The sequence below is a fragment of the Pseudomonas sp. RtIB026 genome (assembly GCF_016861355.2).
GTDB classification, from domain to species: domain Bacteria; phylum Pseudomonadota; class Gammaproteobacteria; order Pseudomonadales; family Pseudomonadaceae; genus Aquipseudomonas; species Aquipseudomonas peradeniyensis.
The window spans coordinates 4,780,348-4,805,395 of sequence record NZ_AP023348.2 but is presented as its reverse complement, the minus strand read 5'-3'; the positions used below and the strand labels follow the sequence as shown (position 1 = coordinate 4,805,395).

Annotated in this window: 22 protein-coding genes; 5 read left to right on the top strand and 17 right to left on the bottom strand. The window is 65.9% G+C overall.

The genetic code is table 11. From position 1 onward, the window contains the following. Positions 1-46: 46 nt before the first annotated feature. From PRtIB026_RS21475 to PRtIB026_RS21465, 3 genes are all read right to left on the bottom strand, one after another. Complete coding sequence (locus PRtIB026_RS21475; RefSeq protein ID WP_203651710.1) at positions 47-775, bottom strand: aspartate/glutamate racemase family protein; 729 nt, start codon at positions 773-775, stop codon at positions 47-49. Between the two features lie 17 nt (positions 776-792). Continuing rightward, positions 793-2,328: an NCS1 family nucleobase:cation symporter-1 gene (locus PRtIB026_RS21470; RefSeq protein WP_203651711.1), complete on the bottom strand. Its 1,536-nt coding sequence runs from the start codon at positions 2,326-2,328 to the stop codon at positions 793-795. Positions 2,329-2,824: 496 nt separating this feature from the next. Next, entirely contained in the window at positions 2,825-3,262 is a 438-nt protein-coding gene (locus tag PRtIB026_RS21465; RefSeq protein ID WP_050706624.1) for an Lrp/AsnC family transcriptional regulator, read from the bottom strand. Between the two features lie 133 nt (positions 3,263-3,395). On the opposite strand from PRtIB026_RS21465, the gene PRtIB026_RS21460 reads away from it, so the two are divergent. Beyond that, positions 3,396-4,301, top strand: coding sequence for a DMT family transporter (locus PRtIB026_RS21460; RefSeq protein ID WP_203651712.1), 906 nt, complete (start codon positions 3,396-3,398; stop codon positions 4,299-4,301). A 194-nt stretch (positions 4,302-4,495) separates the two neighbouring features. On the opposite strand, the gene PRtIB026_RS21455 is transcribed toward PRtIB026_RS21460, so the two are convergent. The 8 genes from PRtIB026_RS21455 to PRtIB026_RS21420 form a co-directional block, all read right to left on the bottom strand. Continuing rightward, a complete protein-coding gene (locus PRtIB026_RS21455) occupies positions 4,496-5,356 on the bottom strand; it encodes a glutathione S-transferase C-terminal domain-containing protein (protein ID WP_051555768.1) in 861 nt (286 codons plus the stop codon). Position 5,357: 1 nt separating this feature from the next. Next, on the bottom strand, positions 5,358-6,005 hold the full coding sequence (locus tag PRtIB026_RS21450; RefSeq protein ID WP_023629104.1) for an FMN-dependent NADH-azoreductase: 648 nt from the start codon (positions 6,003-6,005) through the stop codon (positions 5,358-5,360). A 206-nt stretch (positions 6,006-6,211) separates the two neighbouring features. Next, positions 6,212-6,649, bottom strand: coding sequence for a PaaI family thioesterase (locus tag PRtIB026_RS21445; protein ID WP_028692820.1), 438 nt, complete (start codon positions 6,647-6,649; stop codon positions 6,212-6,214). Between the two features lie 11 nt (positions 6,650-6,660). Then, positions 6,661-7,737 carry an acyl-CoA dehydrogenase family protein gene (locus tag PRtIB026_RS21440; RefSeq protein WP_203651713.1) on the bottom strand — a complete coding sequence of 359 codons (1,077 nt, stop codon included), beginning with the start codon at positions 7,735-7,737 and terminating at the stop codon, positions 6,661-6,663. A gap of 10 nt (positions 7,738-7,747) precedes the next feature. Further along, positions 7,748-8,872 carry an FAD-dependent oxidoreductase gene (locus PRtIB026_RS21435; RefSeq protein ID WP_203651714.1) on the bottom strand — a complete coding sequence of 375 codons (1,125 nt, stop codon included), beginning with the start codon at positions 8,870-8,872 and terminating at the stop codon, positions 7,748-7,750. Beyond that, a complete protein-coding gene (gene asnB, locus PRtIB026_RS21430) occupies positions 8,869-10,812 on the bottom strand; it encodes an asparagine synthase (glutamine-hydrolyzing) (protein ID WP_203651715.1) in 1,944 nt (647 codons plus the stop codon). The genes PRtIB026_RS21435 and asnB overlap by 4 nt, the downstream gene beginning before the upstream one ends. Positions 10,813-10,892: 80 nt before the next feature. After that, complete coding sequence (locus PRtIB026_RS21425; RefSeq protein WP_110739294.1) at positions 10,893-11,675, bottom strand: enoyl-CoA hydratase-related protein; 783 nt, start codon at positions 11,673-11,675, stop codon at positions 10,893-10,895. A gap of 5 nt (positions 11,676-11,680) precedes the next feature. Beyond that, the gene (locus PRtIB026_RS21420; RefSeq protein ID WP_062360730.1) at positions 11,681-12,868 is read right to left on the bottom strand and encodes a hydroxymethylglutaryl-CoA synthase; all 1,188 of its coding nucleotides are present in this window, start codon (positions 12,866-12,868) and stop codon (positions 11,681-11,683) included. A gap of 583 nt (positions 12,869-13,451) precedes the next feature. Between PRtIB026_RS21420 and PRtIB026_RS21415 the strand changes: the two genes are divergently transcribed. From PRtIB026_RS21415 to PRtIB026_RS21405, 3 genes are all read left to right on the top strand, one after another. Then, complete coding sequence (locus PRtIB026_RS21415) at positions 13,452-14,348, top strand: LysR family transcriptional regulator (protein ID WP_203651719.1); 897 nt, start codon at positions 13,452-13,454, stop codon at positions 14,346-14,348. A 469-nt stretch (positions 14,349-14,817) separates the two neighbouring features. Beyond that, positions 14,818-15,057, top strand: coding sequence for a hypothetical protein (locus PRtIB026_RS21410; protein ID WP_267812893.1), 240 nt, complete (start codon positions 14,818-14,820; stop codon positions 15,055-15,057). Positions 15,058-15,089: 32 nt separating this feature from the next. Further along, positions 15,090-15,293, top strand: a complete 204-nt coding sequence (locus tag PRtIB026_RS21405) for a DUF3077 domain-containing protein (RefSeq protein ID WP_186732919.1) — start codon at positions 15,090-15,092, stop codon at positions 15,291-15,293. 190 nt (positions 15,294-15,483) lie between these two features. On the opposite strand, the gene PRtIB026_RS21400 is transcribed toward PRtIB026_RS21405, so the two are convergent. The 4 genes from PRtIB026_RS21400 to PRtIB026_RS21385 form a co-directional block, all read right to left on the bottom strand. After that, the gene (locus PRtIB026_RS21400) at positions 15,484-16,851 is read right to left on the bottom strand and encodes a TolC family outer membrane protein (protein WP_232856565.1); all 1,368 of its coding nucleotides are present in this window, start codon (positions 16,849-16,851) and stop codon (positions 15,484-15,486) included. A gap of 78 nt (positions 16,852-16,929) precedes the next feature. Further along, complete coding sequence (locus PRtIB026_RS21395) at positions 16,930-20,007, bottom strand: MexW/MexI family multidrug efflux RND transporter permease subunit (protein ID WP_203651721.1); 3,078 nt, start codon at positions 20,005-20,007, stop codon at positions 16,930-16,932. A 36-nt stretch (positions 20,008-20,043) separates the two neighbouring features. After that, on the bottom strand, positions 20,044-21,147 hold the full coding sequence (locus PRtIB026_RS21390) for an efflux RND transporter periplasmic adaptor subunit (RefSeq protein ID WP_203651722.1): 1,104 nt from the start codon (positions 21,145-21,147) through the stop codon (positions 20,044-20,046). Beyond that, positions 21,144-21,797 carry a DsbA family oxidoreductase gene (locus PRtIB026_RS21385; RefSeq protein ID WP_203651723.1) on the bottom strand — a complete coding sequence of 218 codons (654 nt, stop codon included), beginning with the start codon at positions 21,795-21,797 and terminating at the stop codon, positions 21,144-21,146. Before PRtIB026_RS21385 ends, PRtIB026_RS21390 begins: the two co-directional genes overlap by 4 nt. A gap of 161 nt (positions 21,798-21,958) precedes the next feature. On the opposite strand from PRtIB026_RS21385, the gene PRtIB026_RS21380 reads away from it, so the two are divergent. Further along, positions 21,959-22,888, top strand: coding sequence for a class I SAM-dependent methyltransferase (locus PRtIB026_RS21380; protein ID WP_203651725.1), 930 nt, complete (start codon positions 21,959-21,961; stop codon positions 22,886-22,888). 160 nt (positions 22,889-23,048) lie between these two features. Here PRtIB026_RS21380 and PRtIB026_RS21375 read toward each other — a convergent pair whose 3' ends face one another. Together PRtIB026_RS21375 and PRtIB026_RS21370 are read right to left on the bottom strand one after the other, a co-directional pair. After that, entirely contained in the window at positions 23,049-24,047 is a 999-nt protein-coding gene (locus PRtIB026_RS21375) for a sulfate ABC transporter substrate-binding protein (protein ID WP_203651727.1), read from the bottom strand. Positions 24,048-24,206: 159 nt separating this feature from the next. Continuing rightward, complete coding sequence (locus tag PRtIB026_RS21370) at positions 24,207-25,028, bottom strand: ion transporter (RefSeq protein WP_203651729.1); 822 nt, start codon at positions 25,026-25,028, stop codon at positions 24,207-24,209. Between the last annotated feature and the right edge of the window lie 20 nt (positions 25,029-25,048).

Sequence of the window (25,048 nt, the reverse complement as noted above, 5' to 3'; positions counted from 1 at the left end):
CGCCAGGGGAGTGGGCTTGCCCTGCTACGGGCGCGCTGCTGGTAGATCAGTGCCCGAAGCGCATCGGCCAGCCCACCACCTTCTTCGCCCGCGGCGTGGCGTAGGTGCGCACCTTGGAGGTGCTCAACCCCAGCCTCACCAGTGATTCGGCAATGGTCACCGCCGCGCTCACACCGTCCACCACCGGCACCCCGGTGCGCTGGCGGATCTGCTCGTCGAGTCCGGCCATGCCGCCGCAACCCAGGCAGATCACTTCGGCCTTGTCCTCGCGCACGGCGCGCTCGGCCTGCTCGACGATGGCTTCCACCGCGCGCCGTGGGTCGCTTTCCAGCTCGAGCACCGCCAGGCCGCTGGCGCGCACCGAGGCGCAGCGCTCATACAGTCCGGAGAGCTTGAGGCGGTCCTCGATCAGCGGTACGGTGCGGTCCAGCGTGGTCACCACCGAGTAGGCGTGGCCCAGGTACATGGCAGTGCTGGCGGCGGCATCGGTGATGTCCACCACCGGCACGTCCAACAGCTCCTGCAGGCCTTCGCGGCCATGCTCGCCGTAGCCGGCCTGGATCACGGCATCGAAGGGTTGATCGTAGGCCAGCACCCGGTCCATCACCGCGATGGCGGCCAGGTAGCTCTCGAAGTTGCCCTCCACCGACTCGGCGCCGAACCACGGGGTCAGGCCGACGATCTCGGTACCGGGCGCGGCCACGCTGCGCGCTTGCTCGGCAATGGCTTCGGTGATGGCTTCGGTGGTGTTGACGTTGGCGATCAGAATACGCATGACGGATCTCCCTGAAATCAGTGGCTGCTGTGGTCGACGGCGATGCATTCGCCGCTGACATCGAGGTATTGGCGGTTGCGTGGCGCGATCAGCAGGTAGACGGCGGCGGCGATACCGGCACCGATCAGCCAGGAGAACGGCGCGATGCCGTGGAAGTTGGGCACCAGGGCCAGGACGATGGCCAGCAGCGCGGCCGGGATGAACGCGGCCAGGGCGCGCAGGTTGATGCCGCGGGTGTAGTGGTAGGCGCCGGCGGGGTTCTCGCTGTACAGCTCGGGCACGTTGATGCGGCCCTTACGCAGCAGCCAGTAGTCGGCCATGATCACGCCGTATAGCGGGCCGAGCAGGGCACCCAGGCCCGAGAGGAAGTACACGATCACCAGCGGGCTGTTGTACAGGTTCCAGGGCAGGATCAGCACCGCCAGGGTGGCGCTGATCAGCCCGGCGCGGCGGAAGTTCAGGTGGCGCGGCGCCAGGTTGCTGAGCACGAAGGCCGGGGCGACGAAGTTGGCCATGATGTTCACCGCCACGGTGACGATCAGGAAGGCCAGGCAGCCCAGTACCAGGAATGCGGTGCTGGGGATGCTGGCGACGATCTGCGTCGGGCTGTCGATGACCTGGCCGTTGATCTGGAACTGCGCGCCGCACAGCACCACGGTGATCGCCGCGAACACCAGGATGTTCACCGGCAGGCCCCAGAAGTTGCCGACGCGTATGGTCCTGCGGCACGGCGAGGAACGGGCGAAGTCGCAGAAGTTGAGCACCAGGGTGCCGTAGATCGCCAGCCACAGCGCGCCGCCAGCGAAGATGTTGCGCCACATCTCGTAGCCGCTCAGGGGCTCGGCGACCGACCAGGCGATGCGCGCATCGGCCTTGAAGTACATGAACACCGCCAGGCTGGCCACGGTCAGCAGGATTACCGGCCCGGCGAAGGCCTCGTAGCGGCGCACCATCTCCATGCCGTAGGCGAGGATCACCAGCTGCACTAGCCAGATCGCCACGAAGCACACCCAGCCCAGGCTCGACAGACCGAGGATGCTGTCGTGGTCATAGGCGGCCACCTGCGGCCACACGGCGGTCAACAGCACCCGCAGCACCACCGAGGCCAGGTAGGTCTGGATACCGAACCAGGCGATGGCGATCACCGCGCGGATCAGCGCCGGGATCTGCGCGCCATGGATGCCGAAGGCGATGCGGCTGATCACTGGGAACGGCACGCCGGTCTTCTGCCCCATGTAGCCGGACAGGTTCATGAAGAAGTACACCAGCGCCGCGCCGATCGCCAGCGACAGCAGGATTTGCCAGCCGCCCAGGCCGAGGGCGAACAGCCCCATGGCGAAGGAGTAGTTGGCGATGTTGTGCACGTCGTTGGTCCACAACGCGAAGATGCTGTAGCCGCCCCAGCGGCGGCCTGCCAGTTTGGTCGGGGCGAGGTCGCGGTTATGCAGGCGCGGGCTCAGTTCGAGATCGGCCGGAAGGCCTTCGAGGGCGGTGGTCGAGGGATGGGTGCTGGCAACGGAAAGTTCAGGGGCAAGGGGGAGGCTGCTACTCATTCCGGCGGCTCCTGATGCGTGTGACTGCGATGAGCGGGCGCTGGCGCACGGGCTCGCCATCTCGTCGGTGCAGGCGTTGGCATCACTGGGTTCTGGGCGCAACGGTCACCGGAGGGGTGACGCTGCGGGTTCTTGTGTATTTATGTTTCGTCAAACTTGTATACAAAACGCAAACACATAAAAGCCAGTTCCATGCCAGCGATCAACTCGCTTTCAGGTTGCTACTATTTTGAATCTATCTATTTGAAAGATAAGTGGATGAAATAAAGGAAATATAAGCTGACCAAATGAACAGGTAATATTTTTGCTCGACATTTTAGTTGATCGAATGGTCAGATTTAGTTGATTGGAGTATGTAACTTAATGGGGCGTTACCGGTCAAAAGTGCACACAAAAATGGCACTTATGGTGACATTCATGTGTACAAGTTTTGGCCGGGCCGACTGCGTGGGAGCGGGCTTGCCCCGCGATAAGGCCTGCAACTGCAAAACCTCCCTCACGCCATCGGCGGCAACCGCCGCTTCACCGGCGTCTTCTTGATGATCGCCGTATTGGTCTCGGCCAGCACGTTGAGGCGGTCGAGCAGCGTGTCCAGCTGCTCCATCGAGCGCACATGCAGGCGGGCGATGAAACAATCCTCGCCGGTGACCTTGTCGCACTCGGTGAACTCGGGAATGGCGATGATCTGCCGCTCCACCTCCTGCAACTGCCCCGGCAGCGGGCGAATGCGCACGATCGCCTGCAACTGGTAGCCGAAACAGCGCGGGTCCACCTCCACCGTATAGCCGCGCAGTACGCCGCGCTCTTCCAGGCGGCGCAGGCGCTCGCTGACGCTGGGCGCCGACAATCCGCTGATCTGCGCCAGGGCCTTGAGCGAGCGGCGCGAGTCTTCCATCAGGGCGTTGATCAGCAACTGGTCGATGGCATCAGTCATGGCAGCCTCGTTAGGTGATTTTCAAGATATGCCTTGATAGTAAAGGCGCAAGCACAGATATGCCTTGGTTATCCGCTGGAAGGTCGCCCTCGACCCTCCGCATACTGTGCCCATCGTCGACAGGAGGTGTGAGATGGACAATTCGCTGCGCCGTGGCTCGCTGGAAATGATCGCCGCCATGCTGATCTCCGGGACCATCGGCTGGTTCGTGCTGGTATCCGGGCAGCCGGTGCTGGAAGTGGTGTTCTGGCGCTGCGTGTTCGGCGCCGGCACCTTGCTGCTGATCTGCGCGGCCATGGGCTTTCTCAAACCGGGTGTGCTGACCCGCGCCACCTTCCTGCTGGCGGTGGCCAGCGGCGTGGCGATCGTCGGCAACTGGGTGCTGCTGTTCGCCTCCTACTCGCGGGCTTCGATCGCCATCGGCACCGCGGTGTACAACGTCCAGCCGTTCATGCTGGTGGGGCTGGCCGCGCTGTTCCTCGGCGAGAAGATCACCCCGGCCAAGCTGACCTGGTTGAGCGTGGCGTTCCTCGGCATGCTGGCCATCGTCAGCGCCCATGGCGCGGGGCAGGCCAGTGGCGACGAGTACCTGCTGGGCATTGTCCTGGCATTGGGCGCGGCGTTCCTGTACGCCGTGGCGGCGTTGATCATCAAGCGCCTGACCGGCACGCCACCGCACTTGATCGCGCTGATCCAGGTGAGCACCGGCGTATTACTGCTGGCGCCCTGGGTGAAGCTCGGTGGACTGCCGGGTGAACTGCCGGCGCTCGGCAGCCTGGTGACGCTGGGGATCGTGCATACCGGTTTGATGTACGTGCTGCTGTACAGCGCCATCCAGCGCCTGCCCACGGCGTTGACCGGGGCGCTGTCGTTCATCTACCCGATCGCGGCGATCCTGGTCGACTGGGTGGCCTTCGACCATCGCCTGGCGGCGGTGCAGTGGCTGGGGGTGGGGCTGATCCTGCTGGCGGCGGCGGGCATGCAGCAGGGCTGGTGGTTCCGGCCGGCCAGCGGCCGCGGCGTGGCAAGGCCTGAATGAGGTTCAGTTTGTAAGATCGGCGTGGTCTTGGCGTGTAACAGCCTCAAGGTGTTGAAGTCGTCCGGAGTCGGTATTCGGCTTCAACCGCCGGGGCTGCGAGGCAGCCCTTTCGCGGCACAAGGCCGCTCCTACAGGGGGATGCGCTTCCTGTAGGAGCGGCCTTGTGCCGCGAAAAGACCGCAAACGCCGACTGCTCAGTTCAACCAGCTCAACGCCGGCCCCTGGGGCACGATCCGGGTCGGGTTGATGTGGTTGTGCGAGTAGTAGTAGTGCAGCTTGATATGCGCCATGTCGATGGTGCGGTAGATCGCCGGGATCTGCGTCAGGCGTACCAGGTACTGGTACAGCGCCGGGTACTCGGCCAGGGTCTTGTGGTTGGTCTTGAAGTGCACGTAGTACACCGCCTCGTAGCGGATCAGCGTGGGCAGCAGGAACAGGTCCGACAGGCTCAGCTTGCCGCCCACCAGGTACGGCTGCTTGCGCAGCCGGTGCTCAAGGGTGTCCATGGCCGCGAAGAATTGCTGGAAGGCCTGGTCGTAGCTCTCCTGGTCCGGGGCGAAGCCCATGTGGTAGACCATGCGGTTGATGTTGGTGTGCAGCCACTGGTTGAGCTCGACGATGTCGCAGCTGGAGCGGTCGGGCACCAGGTCGATCGGGGTCTTGGCCAGGGGCAGCAGGCGGGTCGCCATCTGCAGCGCCAGCTCCGCCGAATCGTTGTGCACGATACGGTTCTGCTGACGATCCCAGAGCACCGGCACCGACTGGTTGCCGGTGAAGCCCGGGCGCGAACGCTCGTACAGGCTCGACAGCAGGGTGACGTCCTTGTGCAGCGGGTCCTGGTCGTGCTCGTCGAACTCCCAGCCCTGGTCGTGGCGGCGGGCCGCCACCGAGGTGACGTCCAGCGCGTCTTCCAGGCCCAGCAGGCTCTGCACCAGGTGCACCCGGTGCGAGAACGGGCAGGCGTGGGAGATGTACAGGTGGTAGCGATTGGGCTCGGCCACCAGTTCGCTGAGGAACAGTTCCTGGACCGACGGGTTGTCTTGGCTGCGGGTCATCTTACCTCCCTACGGCGGTGGCCAGGCTTGGGCATGGGCGCTCGCCGAGGGCGGCGATGCTGTGCTGGATCTTCAGGTTGGCGGCGGCCAGGCCCGCGGCCAGGCTCTCTTCGCCCATGCCCAGGCCTTCGGCGTAGATGAACTCGACGCTGTTCAGGCCGACGAAGCCCAGGGTCTGCGACAGCCAGCCGGCCAGGGTGTCGGTGCCCTGGCTGTAGACGCCGCCGCTGGCGTTGAGCACGTGCACTGGCTTGTCATCCAGCAGGCCGACCGGGGCGCCGTCGACGTAGGTGAAGGTAACGCCGCCGCGCACGATGTAGTCGACCCAGGTGTGCAGGATCGACGGTGCGCCGAAGTTGTAGCGTGGCAGGCCGATCACCACGCGGTCGGCTTCCTGGATCTCTTCGATCAGCTCGTTGGACAGCTTCAGCGCCGCGGCCGCCTCGATGCTGCTGGCGTCACCGCCGAACAGGGCGTCCATGGTCACCGCATTGAGGTGCGGGATGGGCTGGGCGTGCAGGTCGCGTACCGCCACCGAAGCTTCGGGGTTGACCTCTTTGAGCTGCTTGAGGAAGTTGTCCACCAGTTGGCCGGAGAAGCCGCCATCGGACTTGATCGAGGAGCGGATGACCAGGACCTTGTGATTCATTGCGAGAATCCTTTCAGTGATGTGTGTGACAGCCAGTCTTGAGCAATCGGGCGGGAGTGAAAAGCGCAGATAATCAGGGTATTACCCTTAAGGTTGTCATGTATCGCCAGGGGCTCTGTGCTGAAACGATCGCAGGGCAAGTCCGCCCCCACATATCACGTGGGAGCGGGCTTGCCCCGCGAAGAAGGTGATGGGTGATTACGCCGTCACCACTCCCGCTTGAGCCTGAACTTGCTCAGCTGCGCGCTGGCGATGCGCGTCTGGCTGCCGTCGGCGTTGACCCGCCAGGCCTCGGCCTGGGTGAACATCAGGTTGCGTCCATCACGGATCACCTTGGCGTGGAACAGCACCTCGGTGTCCCGCGGTGTGGCCGACAGCAGCAGGGTGTTGAAACTGTTGGTCAGGGCGTACTCGTCCGGCCCCAGCAAGGGCAGGGTGGCGAGCATGCTGGTGACGTCGAGCATCGAGTAGATCACCCCGCCGTGCAGGGTCTGGCTGAGGTTGTCGATGGCATCGGTGACGGTCAGCCGGCAGGTGCATTGGCCGGGGGACTGTTCCAGCATCTCCAGCCCGCAGTAGCGCTGGTAGGCGTGTTCGAGCAGCGCGCGCGAGTGCGCGGCGGCGTGGTCGCTGATGGTGCTCATGGTGTGATCCTTCACAGGTGCCGGGCAATGATTTCCAGCATGATTTCGTGGGTGCCGCCGCCGATGGCCAGCAGGCGGGCGTCGCGGTGGATGCGTTCGACCAGCGAGGGCTCGACGCAGCCGTGGGCGCCATGCAGCTGCACGGCGTCGCGGGCCAGGGTTTCCAGGGTCTGTACGGCGCTGTTCTTGGCGATGGCCACCTGGTGTGGGTCCAGGGTGCCTTCGGCCTGGCGGGCCACGCAGGTGTCGACGAACTGGCGGCTGACCGTCAGCTGCGCGTAGTGCTCGGCCAGGCGCTGGCGGATCACCGACTTGTCGAACAGCGCCTTGCCGCCGACCTGGCGGCTCTTGCACCAGTCGATGGCGGCCTGCAGGGCCATGTCGGCGCTGGTGATGGCCATCACCGCCAGGTTCAGCCGCTCCTGCTGCAGGCTGGCCTGCAGCAGACGGCCGACACCGCCCTTGCCGGTCAGGCGCAGCGCTGGCACGTCCACAAGCTCCAGGTCGGCCAGCGGCAGGCAGCGCCAGCCCAGGGCCTGGCGCGGGGTGTGGCGGATGCCGGCGGCGGAACCCTCGACCAGGAACAGCGCCAGGCCGTCCTCGCAGTGGCCGACCATCAGCAGCCAGTCGGCACGGGTGGCGTTGCAGATGAACGCCTTGTGCCCGTTCAGCCGGTAGCCGTCGGCCTGACGCGTGGCCCGGCACTCCAGGGCGCGCAGGTCGGAACCGGCCTGGCGCTCGGTGATCGCCAGGGCGATGCTCTGGCGGCCATCGAGCACTGCCGGCACCAGATCATGGACGATCGGGTGGCCGGTGGCTTGCACCGCCTTGAGGCTGACGAAGTGCGAGCCCAGGCCCATGGTGATGCCCTGGGCGCCGCTGCGGGTCAGTTCCTCGATCATCACCGCCACGGCTCGCGGGTCGTCCGGCAACTGGCGGTGGTCGTGGCCCAGGCCGAGCAGGCCGGCGGCGCCGGCCTCGCGGTTGAGCGTGGCCGGGTAGGCGCCGAGCTGCTCCCAGGCCGCCACGTTCGGCGTGATGCGCTCGCTGACGAAGGCCTGCAGGCGCTGGCGGTATGCGTCACTCATGGCGATCTCCTCAGAACACCGTGGTCAGGGCCAGGTCGTGGAAGCGCTCGACGATCGGCCGGATCCGCGAGGAGGTCATGGCGCTGTCCTCCTCGAAGTAGTACAGGTCGGTCATGTCGCGCATCACTTCCAGCATCACCCGCGAACGCTCGGCGGCGCGGATCTCGTAGCGCTGCAGGGCGCTGTCGAGGCGCTCGTCGCAGCAGCCGACCAGGGCCTGGGCGAGCATGAAGGCGTTCTCCAGGCCCAGGGTCAGGCCGTAGCCGAGGGTCGGCAGCATGGCGTGGATGCTGTCGCCGAGCATCACCACGCAGCCGTTCTGCCAGCAACCGGCGCCGGTCAGCGCCATCATCTTGTGGGTGAGGATCTGCTCGTGCTCGGTGGCTTGCATCATCCGCACCACGTCCGGCGGCAGGTCGGCAAACAGCTGTACCAGGCCGTCACGGTCGAGCAGCGGCTGGTTGCGGTGCTGGTAGGCGGCGAACCAGTAGCGGTACGGGCGGTCGGCGGCCAGCGGGTAGGTGACCACCCGCGAGAACTCCGAGGCGAAGATCTGGCAACGGTCGGGCAGCAGCAGCGGCGAGTCGAACTCGACCATGCCGCGGCTGGCCACCAGGCCCGTGTCGTAGGGCGTCAGGCCCGGCTCCAGGCACTGGCGCACGGTGGAGCCGACGCCGTCGCTGCCGATCACCAGGTCGAAGTCTTCCTGTTCGCCGTTGCTGAAGGTGACCCGCGCCTGTTCGCCGACCTTCTCCACCTTCTCGCAACCCATCTGGTAGCGGATCTGCCCGGGGGCCAGGCGTTCGCGCAGCAGGCCGAACAGCTCGGGACGCGGGAACATCACCGCCGGCGCCGGGATCCCCAGGCCGTCCGGGCGCACCGGCTGGCTGTGGATCAGGCGACCGTCGCGGCCATGGGTGTCGAGGAACTCGATGGCCTTGCCGCGGCCGATGAAGCCGGTGTCGTTGAACAGGAAGCGCAGCACCTGCACGCCTTGGGGCCAGACGTAGATGCCGGTGCCCGAGTCGCGCGGGCCATGGGCCCGCTCGTACACCGTGGCCTCGAGGCCGAAGCGCTTGAGAATCAGGGCGCAGGCCAGGCCATTGAGGCCGGCGCCGATGATCGCGATCTTCATGCGGCCACCTCGCTCAAGGTGTTCCAGCTCTGGCCGCTCATGCGGTAGCGGCGCTGCAGCAGGCACAGGCTGGTCAGCTCCATCAGCATCGGGTCGAGCAGGCCCTGTTCCTGGGCGCTGAGGGTCGGCAGCTGCTTGAGCAGGGTGCGTACCTTGGCCGCGTCGAAGAACGGCAGGGCGTCCAGGTCACGGCTGTGCAGGGTGTCCTGCACCAGCTGCCACAGGCGGCCTTGCTGCTGCAGGGTGGCCGGCGGGGCGCGGAAGTAGTGCTTCTTGCGCTCGTACAGGGCCTTGGGCAGGTAAGGGCGCATGGCTTCGCGGAACACGTACTTCTCGGTGGCGCCGCGCACCTTCATCCACACCGGCAGCTGGCAGGCCAGTTCGACCACGTGGTGGTCGAGCAGCGGCACGCGGCCTTCGATGCTGTTGGCCATCTCCATGCGGTCGCCCAGGGTGGTGAGGACGAAGTTCGGCAGGTACGACTTGGCCCACAGGTACATGGAGTTGTGCACCGGGTCGCGGTCGGCGAGCTTGCCATGGTCGAGGCGGTCGAAGAACTGGCGGTACGGGTCGACACCGGCGAAGTGATCGCGGAAGTCGCCGCGGTACAGGCTCTCCAGGGCCTTGAACCAGCCGGCCTGGTTGTCCAGCCACGACACGCCGTGCTTGAGTTGATCGACCATCCAGTGGATGTCGTGGGGCATGTGCGCGTTGGTGTAGCCCTGTTCGTTGGCCTGGATGCGCTGGCGCAGCAGGTCGATGACTTTCGGGTCCTGCTGCTCGTTGTTGTACAGCAGCATGTCGCGGCGGAAGTGCGGGTAGCCGGCGAACACTTCGTCGGCGCCTTCGCCGGTCAGCACCACTTTCAGGCCGGCCTTGCGCACTTCCTTGCTGAGGATGTACTTGGCCACGCCGTGGGCGTTGAAGAATGGCGTCTCGTTGTGCCACACCGCCTGCTCGAAGTTGTCCGCCAGGTCGTCCTGGGTGATCTCGATGGTGTGGAAGCGCGCGCCATTGTGCTCGGCGGCCATGCGCGCGAAACGGTTCTCGTCGTAGTCGTCCATGTCGGTGAACGACAGGTTGAAGGCGTCCAGCGGCTCGCCCTTGAGGGCGGTGGCCATGCCCAGCATCGCCGAGGAGTCGATGCCGCCGCTCAGGTAAACGCCCATCGGCACGTCGGCGCGCAGGCGCAGGCGCACCGCTTCCTCGATGGCGGCGCGCACGGATTCGATCATGCCGGCCTCGTCGCTCGGCGCCGGGGTGTCGCGGCGGGCGAATTCCATGTCCCAGTAGCGGCCGCTGTGCAGGCCGCCGTGGTCGACCATCACCCAGCAGCCCGGCTGCACGCTGCGCACGCCTTCGAACAGGGTGTGGTCGCGCAGGTAGAAGGCGCGGCTGGCGTAGGCGTTCTCGTCCCAGGTCGGGTTGACGCCGGCGGCCAGCAGGGCCTTGATCTCGGAGGCGAAGTACCAGTTGCCTTCATGCTGGGTGTAGAACAGCGGCTTGATGCCCAGGCGGTCGCGTACCGCCAGCATCAGGCGACGACGGCGGTCGAACAGGACCATGGCGAACTCGCCGCGCAGCTCCTTGAGCCCGGCCATGCCGGAGCGGCGGTACAGGTGCAGGGCGATCTCGCTGTCCGAGGCGGTCTTGAAGATCGCGCCTTCGGCCTGCAGTTCGGTACGGATGCGTTCGTGGTCGTAGAACTCGCCGTTGACGATCACCGCCAGGTCGCCTTCATCGGCGACGATCGGCTGCATGCCGTTGTCCAGGCCGATGATGCTCAGGCGGGTGTGGCCGAGCACGGCGCGCTCGCCCGGGTCACGCCACAGGCTGTGCTCGTCGGGGCCGCGGTGATTGATGGCGGCCAGGGCGTCGAGGATCGACTGGTCGCTGATGCTGTTGCGTTTGGACTGGTAGACACCGATGAAACCACACATGGCAAAATCCTTTTCTCATAGGTCGGGCGTCGTCGGCGACGCCGGAACGGCGCGGGCTTCGTGGTCCGCGCACCCAGGGTTCATTGCGCCCAGTCGGGGCGGCTGCGTTCGAAGAAGGCGGCAAGACCGTGCTGGCCCTCGCTGGAGGTGCGCAGGCGGGCGATCAGCTGCAGGTTGCAACCCTGCTCGTCGAGCAGGTGGTCGCGGCCTGCCAGGCGCGCCAGCATCTGCTTGATCTCGCGACTGGCCTGGGGGCCGGTCTGCAGCAGGGTGGCCAGCCAGCGGTCGCGGGCCTGCTCCAGCTCGGCGGCGGGCACCAGGCGGTGGACCAGCTGCAGGCGCAGCGCATCCTCGGTGCCGAACACCTCGGCCGAGAGCATGTAGCGCCGTGCCTGGCGCACGCCCATGGCGCGCACCACGTAGGGGCTGATCAAGGCCGGGGCCAGGCCCAGGCGCGCCTCGCTGAAGCAGAAGCGCGCATCCTCGGCGGCCAGCACGTGGTCGGCGCAGCACAGCAGGCCCAGGGCCCCGCCGAACACCGCGCCGCGGGCCAGCATCAACACCGGCACCGGGAAGTCGTCCAGGCGCTGCAGGACGTTGGCCAGCAGGCTGGCGTCCTCCAGGTTGCGCGCATGGTCGAAGTCGCGGCTGCGGCGCATCCACTCCAGGTCCGCCCCGGTGCACAGGTGCTCGCCGGCGCCGTCGAGCACCAGGGCGCGCAGCCCCGGGTGCTCGGCGAGGGCCTGCAGCTGCTCGTGCAAGGCCCCGAGCAGGGCCTCGTCGAGGGCGTTGCCGGCATGCGGACGGTTCAGGGTCAGGCAGGCGACCGCGGGTTGCGGCCAGCTCAGCAGCACGTCGCTCATGGTCGTCAGCTCGCCATCTTCAGGGACAGGGCGGTGCTCTCGTACTGACGGCGATAGCCCTCGCAACCGCCGTAGCGGAACGCGCCGCCGGTGACGTACGGCGTGCTGTAGTCGGCCACGGCCGGGTGGTTGTCGCCATAGAACCAGCTGCTGTACTGCTCATGGCCCAGGCGGGTGCGGCTGGCCAGCATGCGCGCATGCGCCTTGCGCCGCGAATGGGCCTGGTAGCCCGGCACCACGGTGGCGCTGAAGAACTCGCCGACGCTGCCCGAACCGTAGCTGAACAGGCCGATGTTGCGGCCGGTCAGGTCCTCGTCGCTGTTGTCCAGCAGCGACAGCAGGGCGATGTACAGCGAGGCGGTGTAGCAGTTGCCGATGGCCTTGCCGTACAGCTGGCTGGTGGAATAGGCCTTCTCGCCCAGGGCCTTGGCTGCTTCAGGCTCGATCGCCTCGAACACCGAGAAGGCTTTCTTCGCCATCTTGGTGAACGGCTGGTGGAAGCACAGGAAGCTCATGTCTTCCAGGCCCAGGCCGCCGTCGGCGCGGTAGCTCTGCCAGGCGTTGCGCAGCGACTCCAGGTAGACCTCGATCGACAGCTTGCCGTCGACCAGCGCGGTGCTGCGCAGGTTCGGCCGCCAGAAGTCCGAGACGTCCAGACTGTAGCGGCCCTGGTGCGGGTGCAGCTCCAGCAGGCGCGGGTTCTCGGCCACGATCATGGCCACGGCGCCGGCGCCCTGGGTGCATTCGCCCTCGGAGTTCTGCTCGTAGCGGGCGATGTCGGTGGCGATCACCAGCACCTTCTCGTGAGGGCGCTGGGCGACCAGTGCGCGGGCCATCTGCAAGCCGGCGGTGGCGCCGTAGCAGGCCTGCTTGAACTCCACCACGCGGCAGTCGGCGCGCAGGCCGAGCAGGCTGTGGACGAACAGGCCGGCGGCCTTGGACTGGTCGATGCCGCTCTCGGTGGCGAGGATCACCGTGGCGATCGAGGCGCGGGTGGCGTCATCGAGCAGTGGCAGGGCAGCGTTGGCCGCCAGGGTCACGATGTCTTCGTCCGGTGCCGGCACGGCCATGAACTCCTGGCCGATGCCGACCAGGTATTTCTGCGGATCGATACCATGCCGTTCGGCAAGCTCTTCCAGTGCGAAAAAGTGTTGCGGTACAGACAGCCCAATATCATCAATGCCGATTTTCATGTGTATGCCCAATTATTTTTCACTGTTGAAAAAATCCCAAAATACACAACCGGTCTTGTTGTTCCGGTGCCAGGCCCTGCTGGCCATTTAATTATTGCGGCTGAAGCTTTTGGCAAAAAAAGCGAATAATTCCGATGGGATTGATGACGCCAGTTCATGGTTTTTTGAGGGTGGAAAGTTCGGCGTTTATTTATCGCGCACAGGCGTGCGCCCCGTGATTCCACGCGGCTTGTGCAAAGGGGGGATGAGCGGATTGTCGAACAATTGGGCAATTAAAATTTTCAATTGTTTTAATATGAAAATTTTATGGCGGTGTTATCGCCTGATTGACCTGTTGTTTTGGCTATATATTTATGCCGTATCGCTTGTGCATATCTGCATGGTCGGGACTTCCTTGTCCATTATTCATCCATTAGTGCCGGGCACCGTGAGGGAGGTTGTTGTCGCACGAACCGCGCCGGGCGAATAGTGACAAAAAGTGCGTGCATCGCGGCATGGTCTTCATGTGTCGTACGCAGCTGTGGTACAACGCCGCAGGACAAAGGATTCGTCGCCCGGCTTTCGGGTACACAAGGAGGTAGTGGTGTTTTCCAAGATCAGTCTCGATCAGTGGCGCGCGTTCGTCTGCACGGTCGAGTGCGGCGGTTTCCAGCAGGCCGGCGAGCACATGTACAAGTCGCAGTCGGCCATCAGCCACTCGGTCAACCGCATGGAAATGCTCCTGGGCCAGGAGCTGTTCATCATCGAAGGCCGCAAGGCCGTGCTCACCTCCCTGGGCAAGGCCCTGCTGCCCCAGGCCAAGCACCTGCTGGGGGCGGCGCAGAAGCTCGAGCACCTGGCCAACCAGTACCAGCCCGGGCTGTTCACCGAGCAGGCGCTGGCGGTGGATGTGCTGTTCCCCATCGAATTGCTGCAGCAGGCGTTGCAGGAGTTTGCCCTGGAGTACAAGGATCACCGTATCCGCCTGTACGAAACGGCGTTGTCCGGGGCCCGCGAGCTGCTCGAAGACGGCAAGGTCGAGCTGGGTATCGCCAGCAGCCTGCCTTCCGGTTACCTGCAGGAGTTCCTGCTCAATGTCTCGCTGGTCTGCGTGGTGGGGGCCAGCCACCCGCTGAGCGAGGCGCAGGGGGAGTTGAGCCTGGACGACATGAAGAACCACCGGCAGGTGGTGATCCGCGATTCCGGCACGCGCAATTCGCAGAACAGTGGCTGGCTGGGGACCTCGCAGCGCTGGACGGTGAGCAGCCTGGCGGCGGCCGAGAGCTTCGTCGAACGGGGGATGGGCTTTGCCTGGTTGCCGGAGCATCGGGTGCAGCAGGGGTTGGCGCAAGGGCGGCTGGTGCGGGTCAACCTGCAGCATCAGCGGGAGCGGGAGGTGCCGATGTACATGGGGTATCCCGAGGAGTACCGGCACAGTCCCGAGGTGCGGTTGCTGGCGCAGATATTGCGGGAGCGGTGTCGGGAGTATCGGCCGGGGTGATTGTTGGGGCGTTAGCCGGGGCTGCTGCGCAGCCCTTTCGCGGCACAAGGCCGCTCCTACAGGATATGCGCCAGTTTTGCCATTCCCTGTAGGAGCGGCCTTGTGCCGCGAAAGGGCCGCGCAGCGGCCCCAGCTATTTCAAAGACTGTCAGATCTTTCCGAACCTGAAACCAAATGCTTCAGCCAGCAAGGCTTGGGAACTATCCTACGCGCTTGCCGGAAGCCGCCGTGTTGTCGGGGAAATACCCCACGGATAACTTCACTGGGTCGCCACACCAGGTGACCGGGCGTGAGAACCCGAGGCGTAAAGTATCGGCAATCCAGTTATGGCAGCCGTGCCCGGGCAGACTTCGGTCTGGCCGAGTTTCTCTTGCGCCTCGGTTTCTCACCCCGTGCACGGCTGCCACCCTTTGTCCCGTGAGAAAGGCGCCGGAGGGCAGCATTCTTGAACTGCGCAGGAGTGTTGACCATGAAAAAGATCGTCCCAGACCCACCCCGTCTAGCCCCCTTCATCGCTATCCGCCCGACCCTCACCCACGAAGAAGCCATGACCGCCGCCGTCGAAGTGGCCACGGCCATTTCCGATGTCCTCGATATCTACTTCAAGACCGGCCCCGGCGAAGCCCAGGACCGCCTGTTCACCGCCAGTGACTACCTCGGCCAGCTGGCCTGTGCCTTGCTCGAACACAAGCCAGGGGTGCAGCCATGACCAACGCACGTACCGCAGGCCGGACCCGTTGCATGGACCTGTTCAAGGTCGAGCCGGGCATTCCCTTCGCGGATGCCTTCAGCGAATTGTCGGTGCTGCTTGGCTGCATTCGCCACCTCACCTGTGAGGCCGAGATGGAAGGCGACCTGATGGCGGGCAGCGCAGCGCGCATGTTGAGCGCCATGGCCAAGGCGTTGATCGATGACATGGAGCTGGGATTGAACCGGTGCGGTTGATCCGATGGCCCTTTCGCGGCACAAGGCCGCTCCTACAGGTGACCGCGCGCCCCTGTAGGAGCGGCCTTGTGCCGCGAAAGGGCTGCAAAGCAGCCCCGGCAGGCCCAAGCCGGATGCCAATTCTCAATACCTTGAAAGGGATGGCGCTGAACACGCTGTCGTGTGAGCGGCCCCCGCGATTGCCAATACCTTACCCCCGCAGATCACTCGGCAAGAAATCCCGCTCCGGCTCGTAATCCAGCTTCAGATACCCCGCCAGCTCGCGCAGGTCATCCGGGCTCAGGCTGCCGGCCTGCTGCTTGAGCCGCAGGCTGTCGACGATGTACGCATAGCGCGAGACGTTGTAGTCGCGCACCGCGTTGTACAGGTCGCGCTGCGCATCGAGGATATCGACGATGTTGCGGCTGCCCACCTCATACCCCGCCTCGGTCGCCCGCAAGGAGCCCTGGCTGGAGATGATGCTCTGGCGCCGCGCGCGCACCTGCTCGACATCACTGACCACCGCGCGGAAGGCGTTGCGCGAACCTTCCAGCACCTCGCGCTCGAGGCTGGTGCGACCGTACTCGGTGCGCGCCAGCTCATGGGTGGCCTGGCGCACCCGCGCGCTGGTGCCGCCGCCGCTGAACAGCGGCAGCTTCATCTGCACCATCACCGAGCTGTCGCGCTGGTTGCCGGGGCGCTGGCCGAAGTGCGCGCTGGAGTCCATCAGGTCGCTGTCGCCCTCGGCGTAGCCCATGGCCAGGTTGAAGGTCGGCAGGTGATCGGCCTTGCTGCTGCGCAGGGTCTGGCCGGCCTGGCTGACGGCGGCCTGGCTGGCGCGCAGGCGCAGGTTCTGCGCCATGGCCTGCTCGACCCAGGCGTCGGCGCGCTCGGGCACCGGCGCCTGCACCGGCAGGCTGTGGCGGATCCCGGCCAATGCCGGTTGCGCCTGGCCGGTCAGGCGCATCAGCGCCTGGTAGGCGTCTTCGCTGCGGCGCTGGCTGTCGATCAGGTTGGCGCTGGCGCGGTCGAAGCTGGCCTGGGCCGAGAGCATGTCGTTCTGATCCGACAGGCCGGCGTCGTAGCTCAGCCGGGTCTGCTGCAACTGGCGGTCGAAGGCGCGCAGCTCGGCCTTGGCGGTGGCCAGGTTGTCCTCGGCCAGCAGGGTGTCGAAGTAGCTGCTGGCGGTGTCGAGGATCAGCTGTTGCTGGAACGCCGAGAAGTCCAGTTCGGCCTGTTCGTTCTCGGACTGCGCGGCCTTGAAGTCGAACCAGCGGCTGAGGTCGAACAACGGCTGGTCGAGGCTCAGGCGGTACAGGCTGCCGCTGCGCTGCTCGACCTGGCGGCGGTCGCTGCGCACGTCGCCGGCCTCGGCATCCAGGGCCACCTGCGGCAGCAGGCGGGCGCGGGCCAGGGGCACAGCCTCACGGCGGGCCAGGTAGTTCTCGCGGGCGGCGGCCATGTCGCTGTTGTGCTCGACCACCTGGGCGTACACCGACATCAGCGTCGCACGCTCGGCGGCAACGGCCTGGGCCAGGGGCGCCAGGAGCAGCAGGGGCAGAAGGGTCTTACGTAGCATGTCGTTTCTCTTAATTCGGGCCGGCCGCTCCCAGGGGCAGCCGATCACGGCTGCCACAGAGGAGGGCGGGCGAAGGGGTCAGGCCGGCTGGGTGTAGGCGGCCAGTTCCTGCAGGCGTGGGTCTTCGCTGGCGCGGTGGTCCTTGGCCAGCAGCGAGTACACGGTGGGCAGGATGAACAGGGTGAACAGCGTGCCGACCAGCATGCCGATGACGATCACCAGGCCCAGGCTGAAGCGGCTGTGGGCACCGGCGCCGCTGGCCAGCAGCAGCGGGACCAGGCCCACCACCATGGCCGCGGTGGTCATCAGGATCGGCCGCAGGCGAATCTGCGCGGCGCGTTCGATGGCCGTGCGGCGGTCGAGCTGGTCGGCCTGCTGCAGTTCGTTGGCGAACTCGACCATGAGGATGCCGTGCTTGCTGATCAGGCCGACCAGGGTCACCAGGCCGATCTGCGTGTAGATGTTCACCGTGGCGTAGCCCAGGTACAGCGGGATCAGCGCGCCGCACACCGACATCGGCACGCTGACCAGGATCACCAGCGGGTCGCGCAGGCTTTCGAACTGCGCCGCCAGCACCAGGTAGATGACCAGGATGGCGAAGATGAACGTCACCACCAGGGCGCTGCCTTCCTGGACGAACTGGCGGGCATCGGACAGCCAGTCATGGCTGAAGCCGGTGGGCAGGGCATTGGCCTGGGCGGCGAGGAACTGCACCGCGTCGCCGATGCTCACGCCCGGTGCCGGCACCGCCTGCAGGGTGGCGGAGTTGAGCTGGTTGAACTGGGTCAGCTTGTTGGGCTCGATCGACATGTCGAAGCTAACCAGGGTCGACAGCGGCACCTGGGCGCCGTTGGCGGCCTTGACGTACTGGCCGACCAACATTTCCGCCGACAGGCGCTGGGCCCGTGCCACCTGCGGGATCACATCGTAGGAACGGCCGTCGAGGGCGAAGCGGTTGACGTAGTTCTCGCCCACCAGCACCGCCAGGGCGTCGCCGATGGCCTGCATGCTGATGCCCAGGTCGTTGGCCTTGCTGCGGTCGATGTTGATGTTGACCAGCGGGCTGTTGAAGTCCAGGTCGGAGTCGACCACGGCGAACAGGCCGCTGGCCATGGCCGCTTGCTTGATCTTGTCCATGGCGTCGAACACCACGCGGTGGTCCTGGGAGCTCTGGATCACCATCTGCACCGGCAGGCCGCCGGTGGAGCCGGGCAGCGGCGGCAGCTGGAAGGCGAAGATGGCCACGCCCTCGATCTCGCCGACGGCTTTCTGGATCTCGGCCTGCAGTTGGTCGGCGCTGCGCTGGCGCTTTTCCCAGGTGCTCAGGTTGGCGCCGCCGAACGCGGTGCGCGGGCCGTCGTTGCCGTTGACCACCCAGGTGATGTCGGTTTCCGGGAAGGTGGCGAACAGGCGGTCCATGCGGTGCGCGTACATCTCGGTGTAGTCGATGTTGGCGTACTGCGGTGCCTTGGCCACTGCCAGCACCTGGGCCTGGTCCTCGACCGGCGCCAGTTCGCGCTGGGCGCCGAGGTAGAGGATCGGCAGGCTGACGAACACCGCCGCGGCAATCGCCAGGGTCAACCAGCGGTGGTGCAGGGACACGTCCAGCACACGCCCGTAACCCTTGCCCAGCCACTGGAAGAAGCGCTCGGCGCCACGGGCCATCGGCCCTTCGCTGGCCTGGCGGTTGAGCAGGAAGGCGCTCATCACCGGCGACAGGGTCAGCGCCACCACGCCGGACACCACCACGGCGCCGGCGAGGGTGAAGGCGAACTCCTTGAACAGCGCGCCGGTGAGCCCGCCCATCAGGCCGATGGGTGCGTACACCGCGGCCAGGGTCAGGGTCATGGCGATCACTGGGCCGGCGATCTCGCGGGCGCCGACCAGCGCCGCCTGCAAGGGCGACTTGCCTTCCTCGATATGGCGGTGGACGTTCTCCACCACGACGATGGCGTCGTCCACCACCAGGCCGATGGCCAGGACCATCGACAGCAAGGTCAGCAGGTTGATACTGAAACCGAACAGACTCATGATCGCCGCCGCGCCGATCAGCGACAGCGGGATGGTCACCAGCGGGATCAGCACGCTGCGCAGCGAGCCGAGGAACAGGAAGATCACCACGGCGACGATCACCACGGCCTCGACCAGGGTCTTGACCACCTCGTCGATGGACGCCTGGATGAAGCGCGCCACTTCGAACACGATGTTGGCGGTCATGCCCGGCGGCATGGTCTCGCGGATCTGCGGCATCATCTCCTGCACCGCGCCGACGATGGTCAGCGGGTTGCCGGCGGGGGTGGCGTGCAGGCCGATGAACACCGCCGGCTCGCCGTCCATGATGCCGCTGGTGTCGTAGGAGGTGGCGCCGAGCTCGGCGGTGCCGATGTCGCTCAGGCGGATCAGCGTGTCGCCGTCGCGGCGCACCACCATCTGGCGGAACTGGTCGACGCTGGTCAGGTCGGTGTTGATGTTGATGTTGGCCGAGACGTACTGGCCCTTGGTCTGCCCGGGGGCGGCCTGGAAGTTGTTCTGGCGTATGGCCTCGGCCACGTCGCTGGCCGACAGGTTGCGCGCGGCCATGCGCGCCGGGTCCAGCCACAGGCGCATGGCCAGTTTCTGGCCGCCGAGGATCTGCGCCTCGGCGACGCCGTCGATGGCCGCCACGCGTGGCTGCACCACCCGCGAGATGTAGTCGGTGATCGCCGGCAGGCCGATGTCCTTGCTCGAGAAGCCGATGTAGATCACCGCCGTGCCTTCACCGGAGGACTTGGCCACCACCGAGTCGTAGGCGCCTTCGGGCAGGCGGTACTTGACCTGGTTGACGGCGGCCATGATCTCGGTGAGGGCCTTGTTGGAGTCGGCGTTGAGCTTCAGGCGCACGCTGATGACGCTCTTGCCCTGGGTCGAGGTCGAGCTCAGGTAGTCGACACCGTCGACCGAGGCCACGGCTTGCGAGATGGGCTGGGTGACGAAGCCCTGCATCAGCTGCGAGCGGGCGCCGGGGTATTCGGTGGTGATGGTGATGGTCGCGCTTTCCAGCTGCGGGTACTGGCGGATCGGCAGGTTCAGCAGCGCCAGCAGGCCAAGCATGACGATCATCGCGCAGACCACCAGGGTCAGTACCGGGCGGCGGATGAACAGGTCGGTGAATTTCATGGTGCTACAGGTCCTTTTCAGTGGCACGCAAACCCATTACTGCTGGGCCAGGTCCGGCTTGCGCGTGGTGCTGGCGGCCAGGGTGTCGTCGGTGACCCGCACCGGCATGCCATTGCTCAGGCGGATCTGCCCGGACACCACCACGCGGTCGCCCGGTGTCAGCGCATCGAGCACCACCACGCGGTCGTCGCGGCGGGCGCCGAGCTTGACGAACACCTGCTCCACGCGCAGCGCGCCGTCCTTCTCGCGCAGCACGTACAGCGAGTTGCCGTAGGCGCTGTAGCTGATCGCCGTTTCCGGCACGCTGAGCACGTCGGCGTGGCTCGGCAGCTCGATGCTGACGTTGGCGAACATGCCCGGCTTGAGTTGCTGGCCGGGGTTGTCGAGGGTCGCCTGCACCAGCATGGAGCGGGCGCCCGGGTCGATCTGCGGCTCCAGGGTGGTGACCGCGGCGACAAAGCGCTGCTGCGGCCAGGCATCGACCTTGAGGGTGATGGCCTGGCCGGCCTGCAGGGCGGCGGCGGACTGCTCGGGCAGCGGGAAGTTGACGTGCAGGCGCGACAGCTCGGTGAGGGTCACCAGACTGTCGCCGGGGCTGACGTACTGGCCGAGGTTGACCTTGCGGATGCCCAGCACGCCGGCGAACGGGGCGCGGATGGTCTTCTGCGCGATCTGCGCCTGGACCTGGGCGATCTCGCCAAGCAGTTGGTCGTAGTTGGCCTGGGCCTGATCCAGCTGGGCCTGGGTGGAGGCCAGCGGCAGCACCTTGCGCGTGCGCTCCAGGGCCAGCTTGGCGTTCTTGGCCTGGGCCTGCAGCTTGGCCAGCTCGCCGCGCTCGGGCGCGTCGTTGAGCTTGACCAGCACTTGGCCGGCGGCCACGGCCTTGCCGGCGGTGAACTCCAGCGCGGTGATGCGCCCGCCGACTTCCGGCGAGACATTGACCTGGTGCACCGCCTCCAGGGTGCCGACGGCGCTAAGCACCTGCGGCATGGGGCCGGACTGCACCCGGGCGACCGCCACCGGGGTGGCGTTGGCCTGGGCGGCGGGGGCGTCGTTGGCCATCACCGCCGGGGCGGGCAGCAGGGCCATGGCCAGTAGCGACAGCGAGGTGCCGGCGGCGATCCAGTAGCGATTGTTCATTGTGCGGCTCCTTGTGCCTGGTTCTGGTTGGCACGGACCTGGATGAAGGTCTGGCGCAGTTGCTCGAGGCTCAGGGCGCCGGGGACCAGGTAGCGGCCATCGATCACCAGGCTGGGTACCGAGCTGATGCCCAGGCGGCGGCCCAGGGCCAGTTCTTCATCGAGCATCTGCGGGGCCTGTTGGTCGAATGCCGTGGCGAAGGCCTGCGGGTCGAAGCCGGCCTCGGTGGCGACCGCCAGCACGGTGGCGCGGTCGCCAATGTTGCGGGCCTGCACCAGGTGGGCTTCCTGCAGGCGGTCGAACATGCGCTCGTGGCCTTCGTTGCCGCCCAGCGCCTTGGCGGTCTGGCAGGCGAGGCCGGCGAGCAGGCCGGTGGGGTATTCGAAGTCCTGCTGGCGCATGGCTTCGATGTTGATGCGCTTGACGTCCTCGGCGCGCGAGCACGACAGCCAGTGGCTGAGGATGGTTTCCTTGGCCTTGGGCATCGAGCCGAAGCGCTCGACCATCGCCTCGCGGCTGGTCTGCAGGATGAAGCTGCGGTGCTGGATGTCCAGGTTGAGTTCGTCCTGCAGCTGCTTGAGGCGCGGGGCGAGGACGAAGCACCAGCCGCAGACGACATCGTGGAAGAATTCGACTTTCAGGGGTGACATGGCAGTGATCCGGTTTCAGGGAGGGATGGCCGCACTATCCACAGCGCCCCGGCAAGAAAAAAGCGACAAAAGTGCCGCAAACCCTCTCATCCCCTTCATCGATGGCCGCCCGGCCCGGCCGCGAGCAGGTAGAATGGCGCTTTTGCCTGACCGTAGCCGACATGAGCCCAGCCATCGCCACCCTTGAGCAGCACCTGCTCGCCGCCCTCGATCCCGCCCCCCTGGAGACCCGCCGCCTGTTCCATGGCCGTGGCCGTTGCTGGCCGGGGCTCGAGCAGATCACCGTCGACTGGCTCGATGGCGTGCTGCTGGTGGCGCTGTTCCGCGAGCCGCCCGAGGGCCAGCTGGCAGAGCTTGAAGCCATGCTGATGGCGCTGGCCGAACGCCCGCAGTGGACCGGCCAGGCCATCCTGCTGCAGCACCGCTACCTGCCGGACAGCCCCGGCCAGTGGCTGTGGGGCGAGCCGTGCCAGCAGCGCGAGGTGGTCGAGGATGGCTTGAAGTACCTGCTCGACCTGGGCGTGCGCCAGAACAACGGCCTGTTCCTCGACATGCGCTATGGCCGACGCTGGGTGCGCGAGCAGGCGGCCGGCAAGCGCGTGCTCAACCTGTTCGCCTACACCTGCGGTTTTTCGGTGGCGGCGATCGCTGGCGGCGCCGAGCAGGTGGTCAACCTGGACATGGCCAAGTCGGCGCTGTCCCGGGGCCGCGACAATCACCGGCTCAACGGTCATGACGCCTCGCGGGTGGCGTACCTGGGGCATGAGCTGTTCAAGTCGTGGGGCAAGGTGCGCAAGTACGGGCCGTACGACCTGATCATCATCGACCCGCCGACCTTCCAGCGCGGCAGCTTCGTGCTGACCCAGGACTACGCCAAGATCCTCCGGCGTTTGCCGGAGTTGTTGAATGAAGGCGGCACGGTGCTGGCCTGTGTCAATGACCCGGGGATCGGGCCGCAGTTTCTCATCGAGGGGATGGCCGAGCAGGCGCCGGGGCTGGCGTTCGTCGAGCGGCTGGAGAATCCGCCGGAGTTTCCGGATGCGGATCCGGAGGGTGGCCTGAAGGCGCTGGTGTTCCGCCAGCAGGCCTGACCCTTATTGATACTGGAAGGTGCGTGGGAGCGGGCTTGCCCCGCGATGGGGCCAGCCCAGACAACACTTTCGTTGCCACTATCGATATCGCGGGGCAAGCCCGCTCCCACGAGCCGCTCCCACAGAACCGCTCTCTTAGGGCTGCCCCTGCTGAGAGCGGTTACTTGTTGGTATAGATCTGGTCGAACACGCCACCATCATTGAAGTGGGTCTTCTGCACGGTGCGCCAGTCGCCGAAGGTCTTCTCCACCGACAGGAAGTCGACTTTCGGGAAGCGGTCGGTGTACTTGGCCAGCACCGCCGGGTCACGCGGGCGCAGGTAGTTGTTCGCGGCGATCTCCTGGGCCTCGGGCGACCACAGGTACTTCAGGTATTCCTCAGCCACAGCACGGGTCTTTTTCTTCTCCACCACCTTGTCCACCACGCTCACCGGCGGCTCGGCCTCGGCGGACACGCTCGGGTAGATCACCTCGAACTGGTCGCGACCGAACTCGCGGGCGATCATCTCGGCCTCGTTCTCGAAGGTCACCAGCACGTCGCCGATCTGGTTGGTCATGAAGGTGGTGGTGGCGGCGCGGCCTCCGGTGTCCAGTACCGGTGCCTGCTTGAACAGCTTGCCGACGAAGTCGCGGGCCTTGGTTTCGTCACCGCCCTGCTTGAGCACGTAGCCCCAGGCCGAAAGGTAGGTGTAGCGGCCGTTACCCGAGGTCTTGGGGTTGGGCACGATCACTTGCACGCCGTCCTTGAGCAGGTCCGGCCAGTCCTTCAGCGCCTTGGGGTTGCCCTTGCGCACGATGAACACGGTGGCCGAGGTGAACGGCGCGCTGTTGTTCGGCAGGCGGCTCACCCAGTTGTCCGGCACCAGCTTGCCGTTGTCGGCCAGGGCGTTGATGTCGGTGGCCATGTTCATGGTGATCACGTCGGCCGGCAGGCCATCGATCACCGCGCGCGCCTGCTTGCTCGAGCCGCCGAAGGACATCTGCAGGTTGACCTTCTCGTTGTGCTCTTTCTCCCAGTGCTTCTGGAACGCCGGGTTGTAGTCCTTGTAGAAGTCGCGCATCACGTCGTAGGAGACGTTGAGCAGGGTCGGGGCGGCCTGGGCGAGGTTACCCAGGGCCAGGCCCGCGGCGAGCAGCGAGGCGCTGAAGAGTTTTTTCACTGGGGGCATTCCTTGTTCTGGTTCAAAGGGTTGGCGCTTTGCCAGCGACTATAGCGGGTGGCTTTGCGTGGGTTAAAGAACAAAACGGTCTTTGGTTATGTCGTTGTCAGTGCCGGCCTCTTCGCGGGTAAACCCGCGAAAGGGCCAGCACAGTCAGCCTCACTGCTTGGGAAACAACGCATTGCCACACCGCGAACAAAACGCCGCGCCATGCTCGTGGTGATGCTTGGCGCAGGTCGGGCAGTCATGCTGCAACTGCTCGCCGCGCAGGGCATTGGCCAGTTCGGCGGTGAAGATGCCGGTGGGCACGGCGATGATCGAGTAACCGGTGATCATCACCAGCGACGACAGCACCTGCCCCAGCGGCGTCTTCGGCACGATATCGCCGAAGCCTACCGTGGTCAGGGTGACGATGGCCCAGTAGATGCCCTTGGGAATGCTGGTAAAGCCGTGCTCCGGCCCTTCGATCACATACATCAGCGTGCCGAACACCGTGACCAGGGTCGACACGCTGACCAGGAACACGATGATCTTCTGCTTGCTGCCCTGCAGCGCCGCCAGCAGGTAGTGGGCCTGCTTCAGGTAGGGGCTGAGCTTGAGCACGCGGAAGATCCGCAGCATGCGGATCACCCGGATCATCAGCAGGTACTGGGCGTCGCTGTAGTACAGGGCGATGATCCCGGGCACGATCGCCAGCAGGTCGACCAGCCCGTAGAAGCTGAAGGCATAGCGCAGCGGCTTGGGCGAGCAGTACAGGCGGGTGATGTATTCGGCGAGGAAGATCGCCGTGAAGCCCCACTCGATACCGGCCAGCAGCCCGGCGTAGTTCTGGTGAACATCGTCGATGCTGTCGAGGATCACCGTGACCAGGCTGGCGAGGATGATCAGCAGGAGGATCTTGTCGAAGCGTCTTCCAGCGACCGTGTCGGTCTGGAAGACGATGACGTAGAGCCGCTCGCGCAGGCTCGAAGGGTTGTCCATGGGCGCGTTCCATTGTGCGA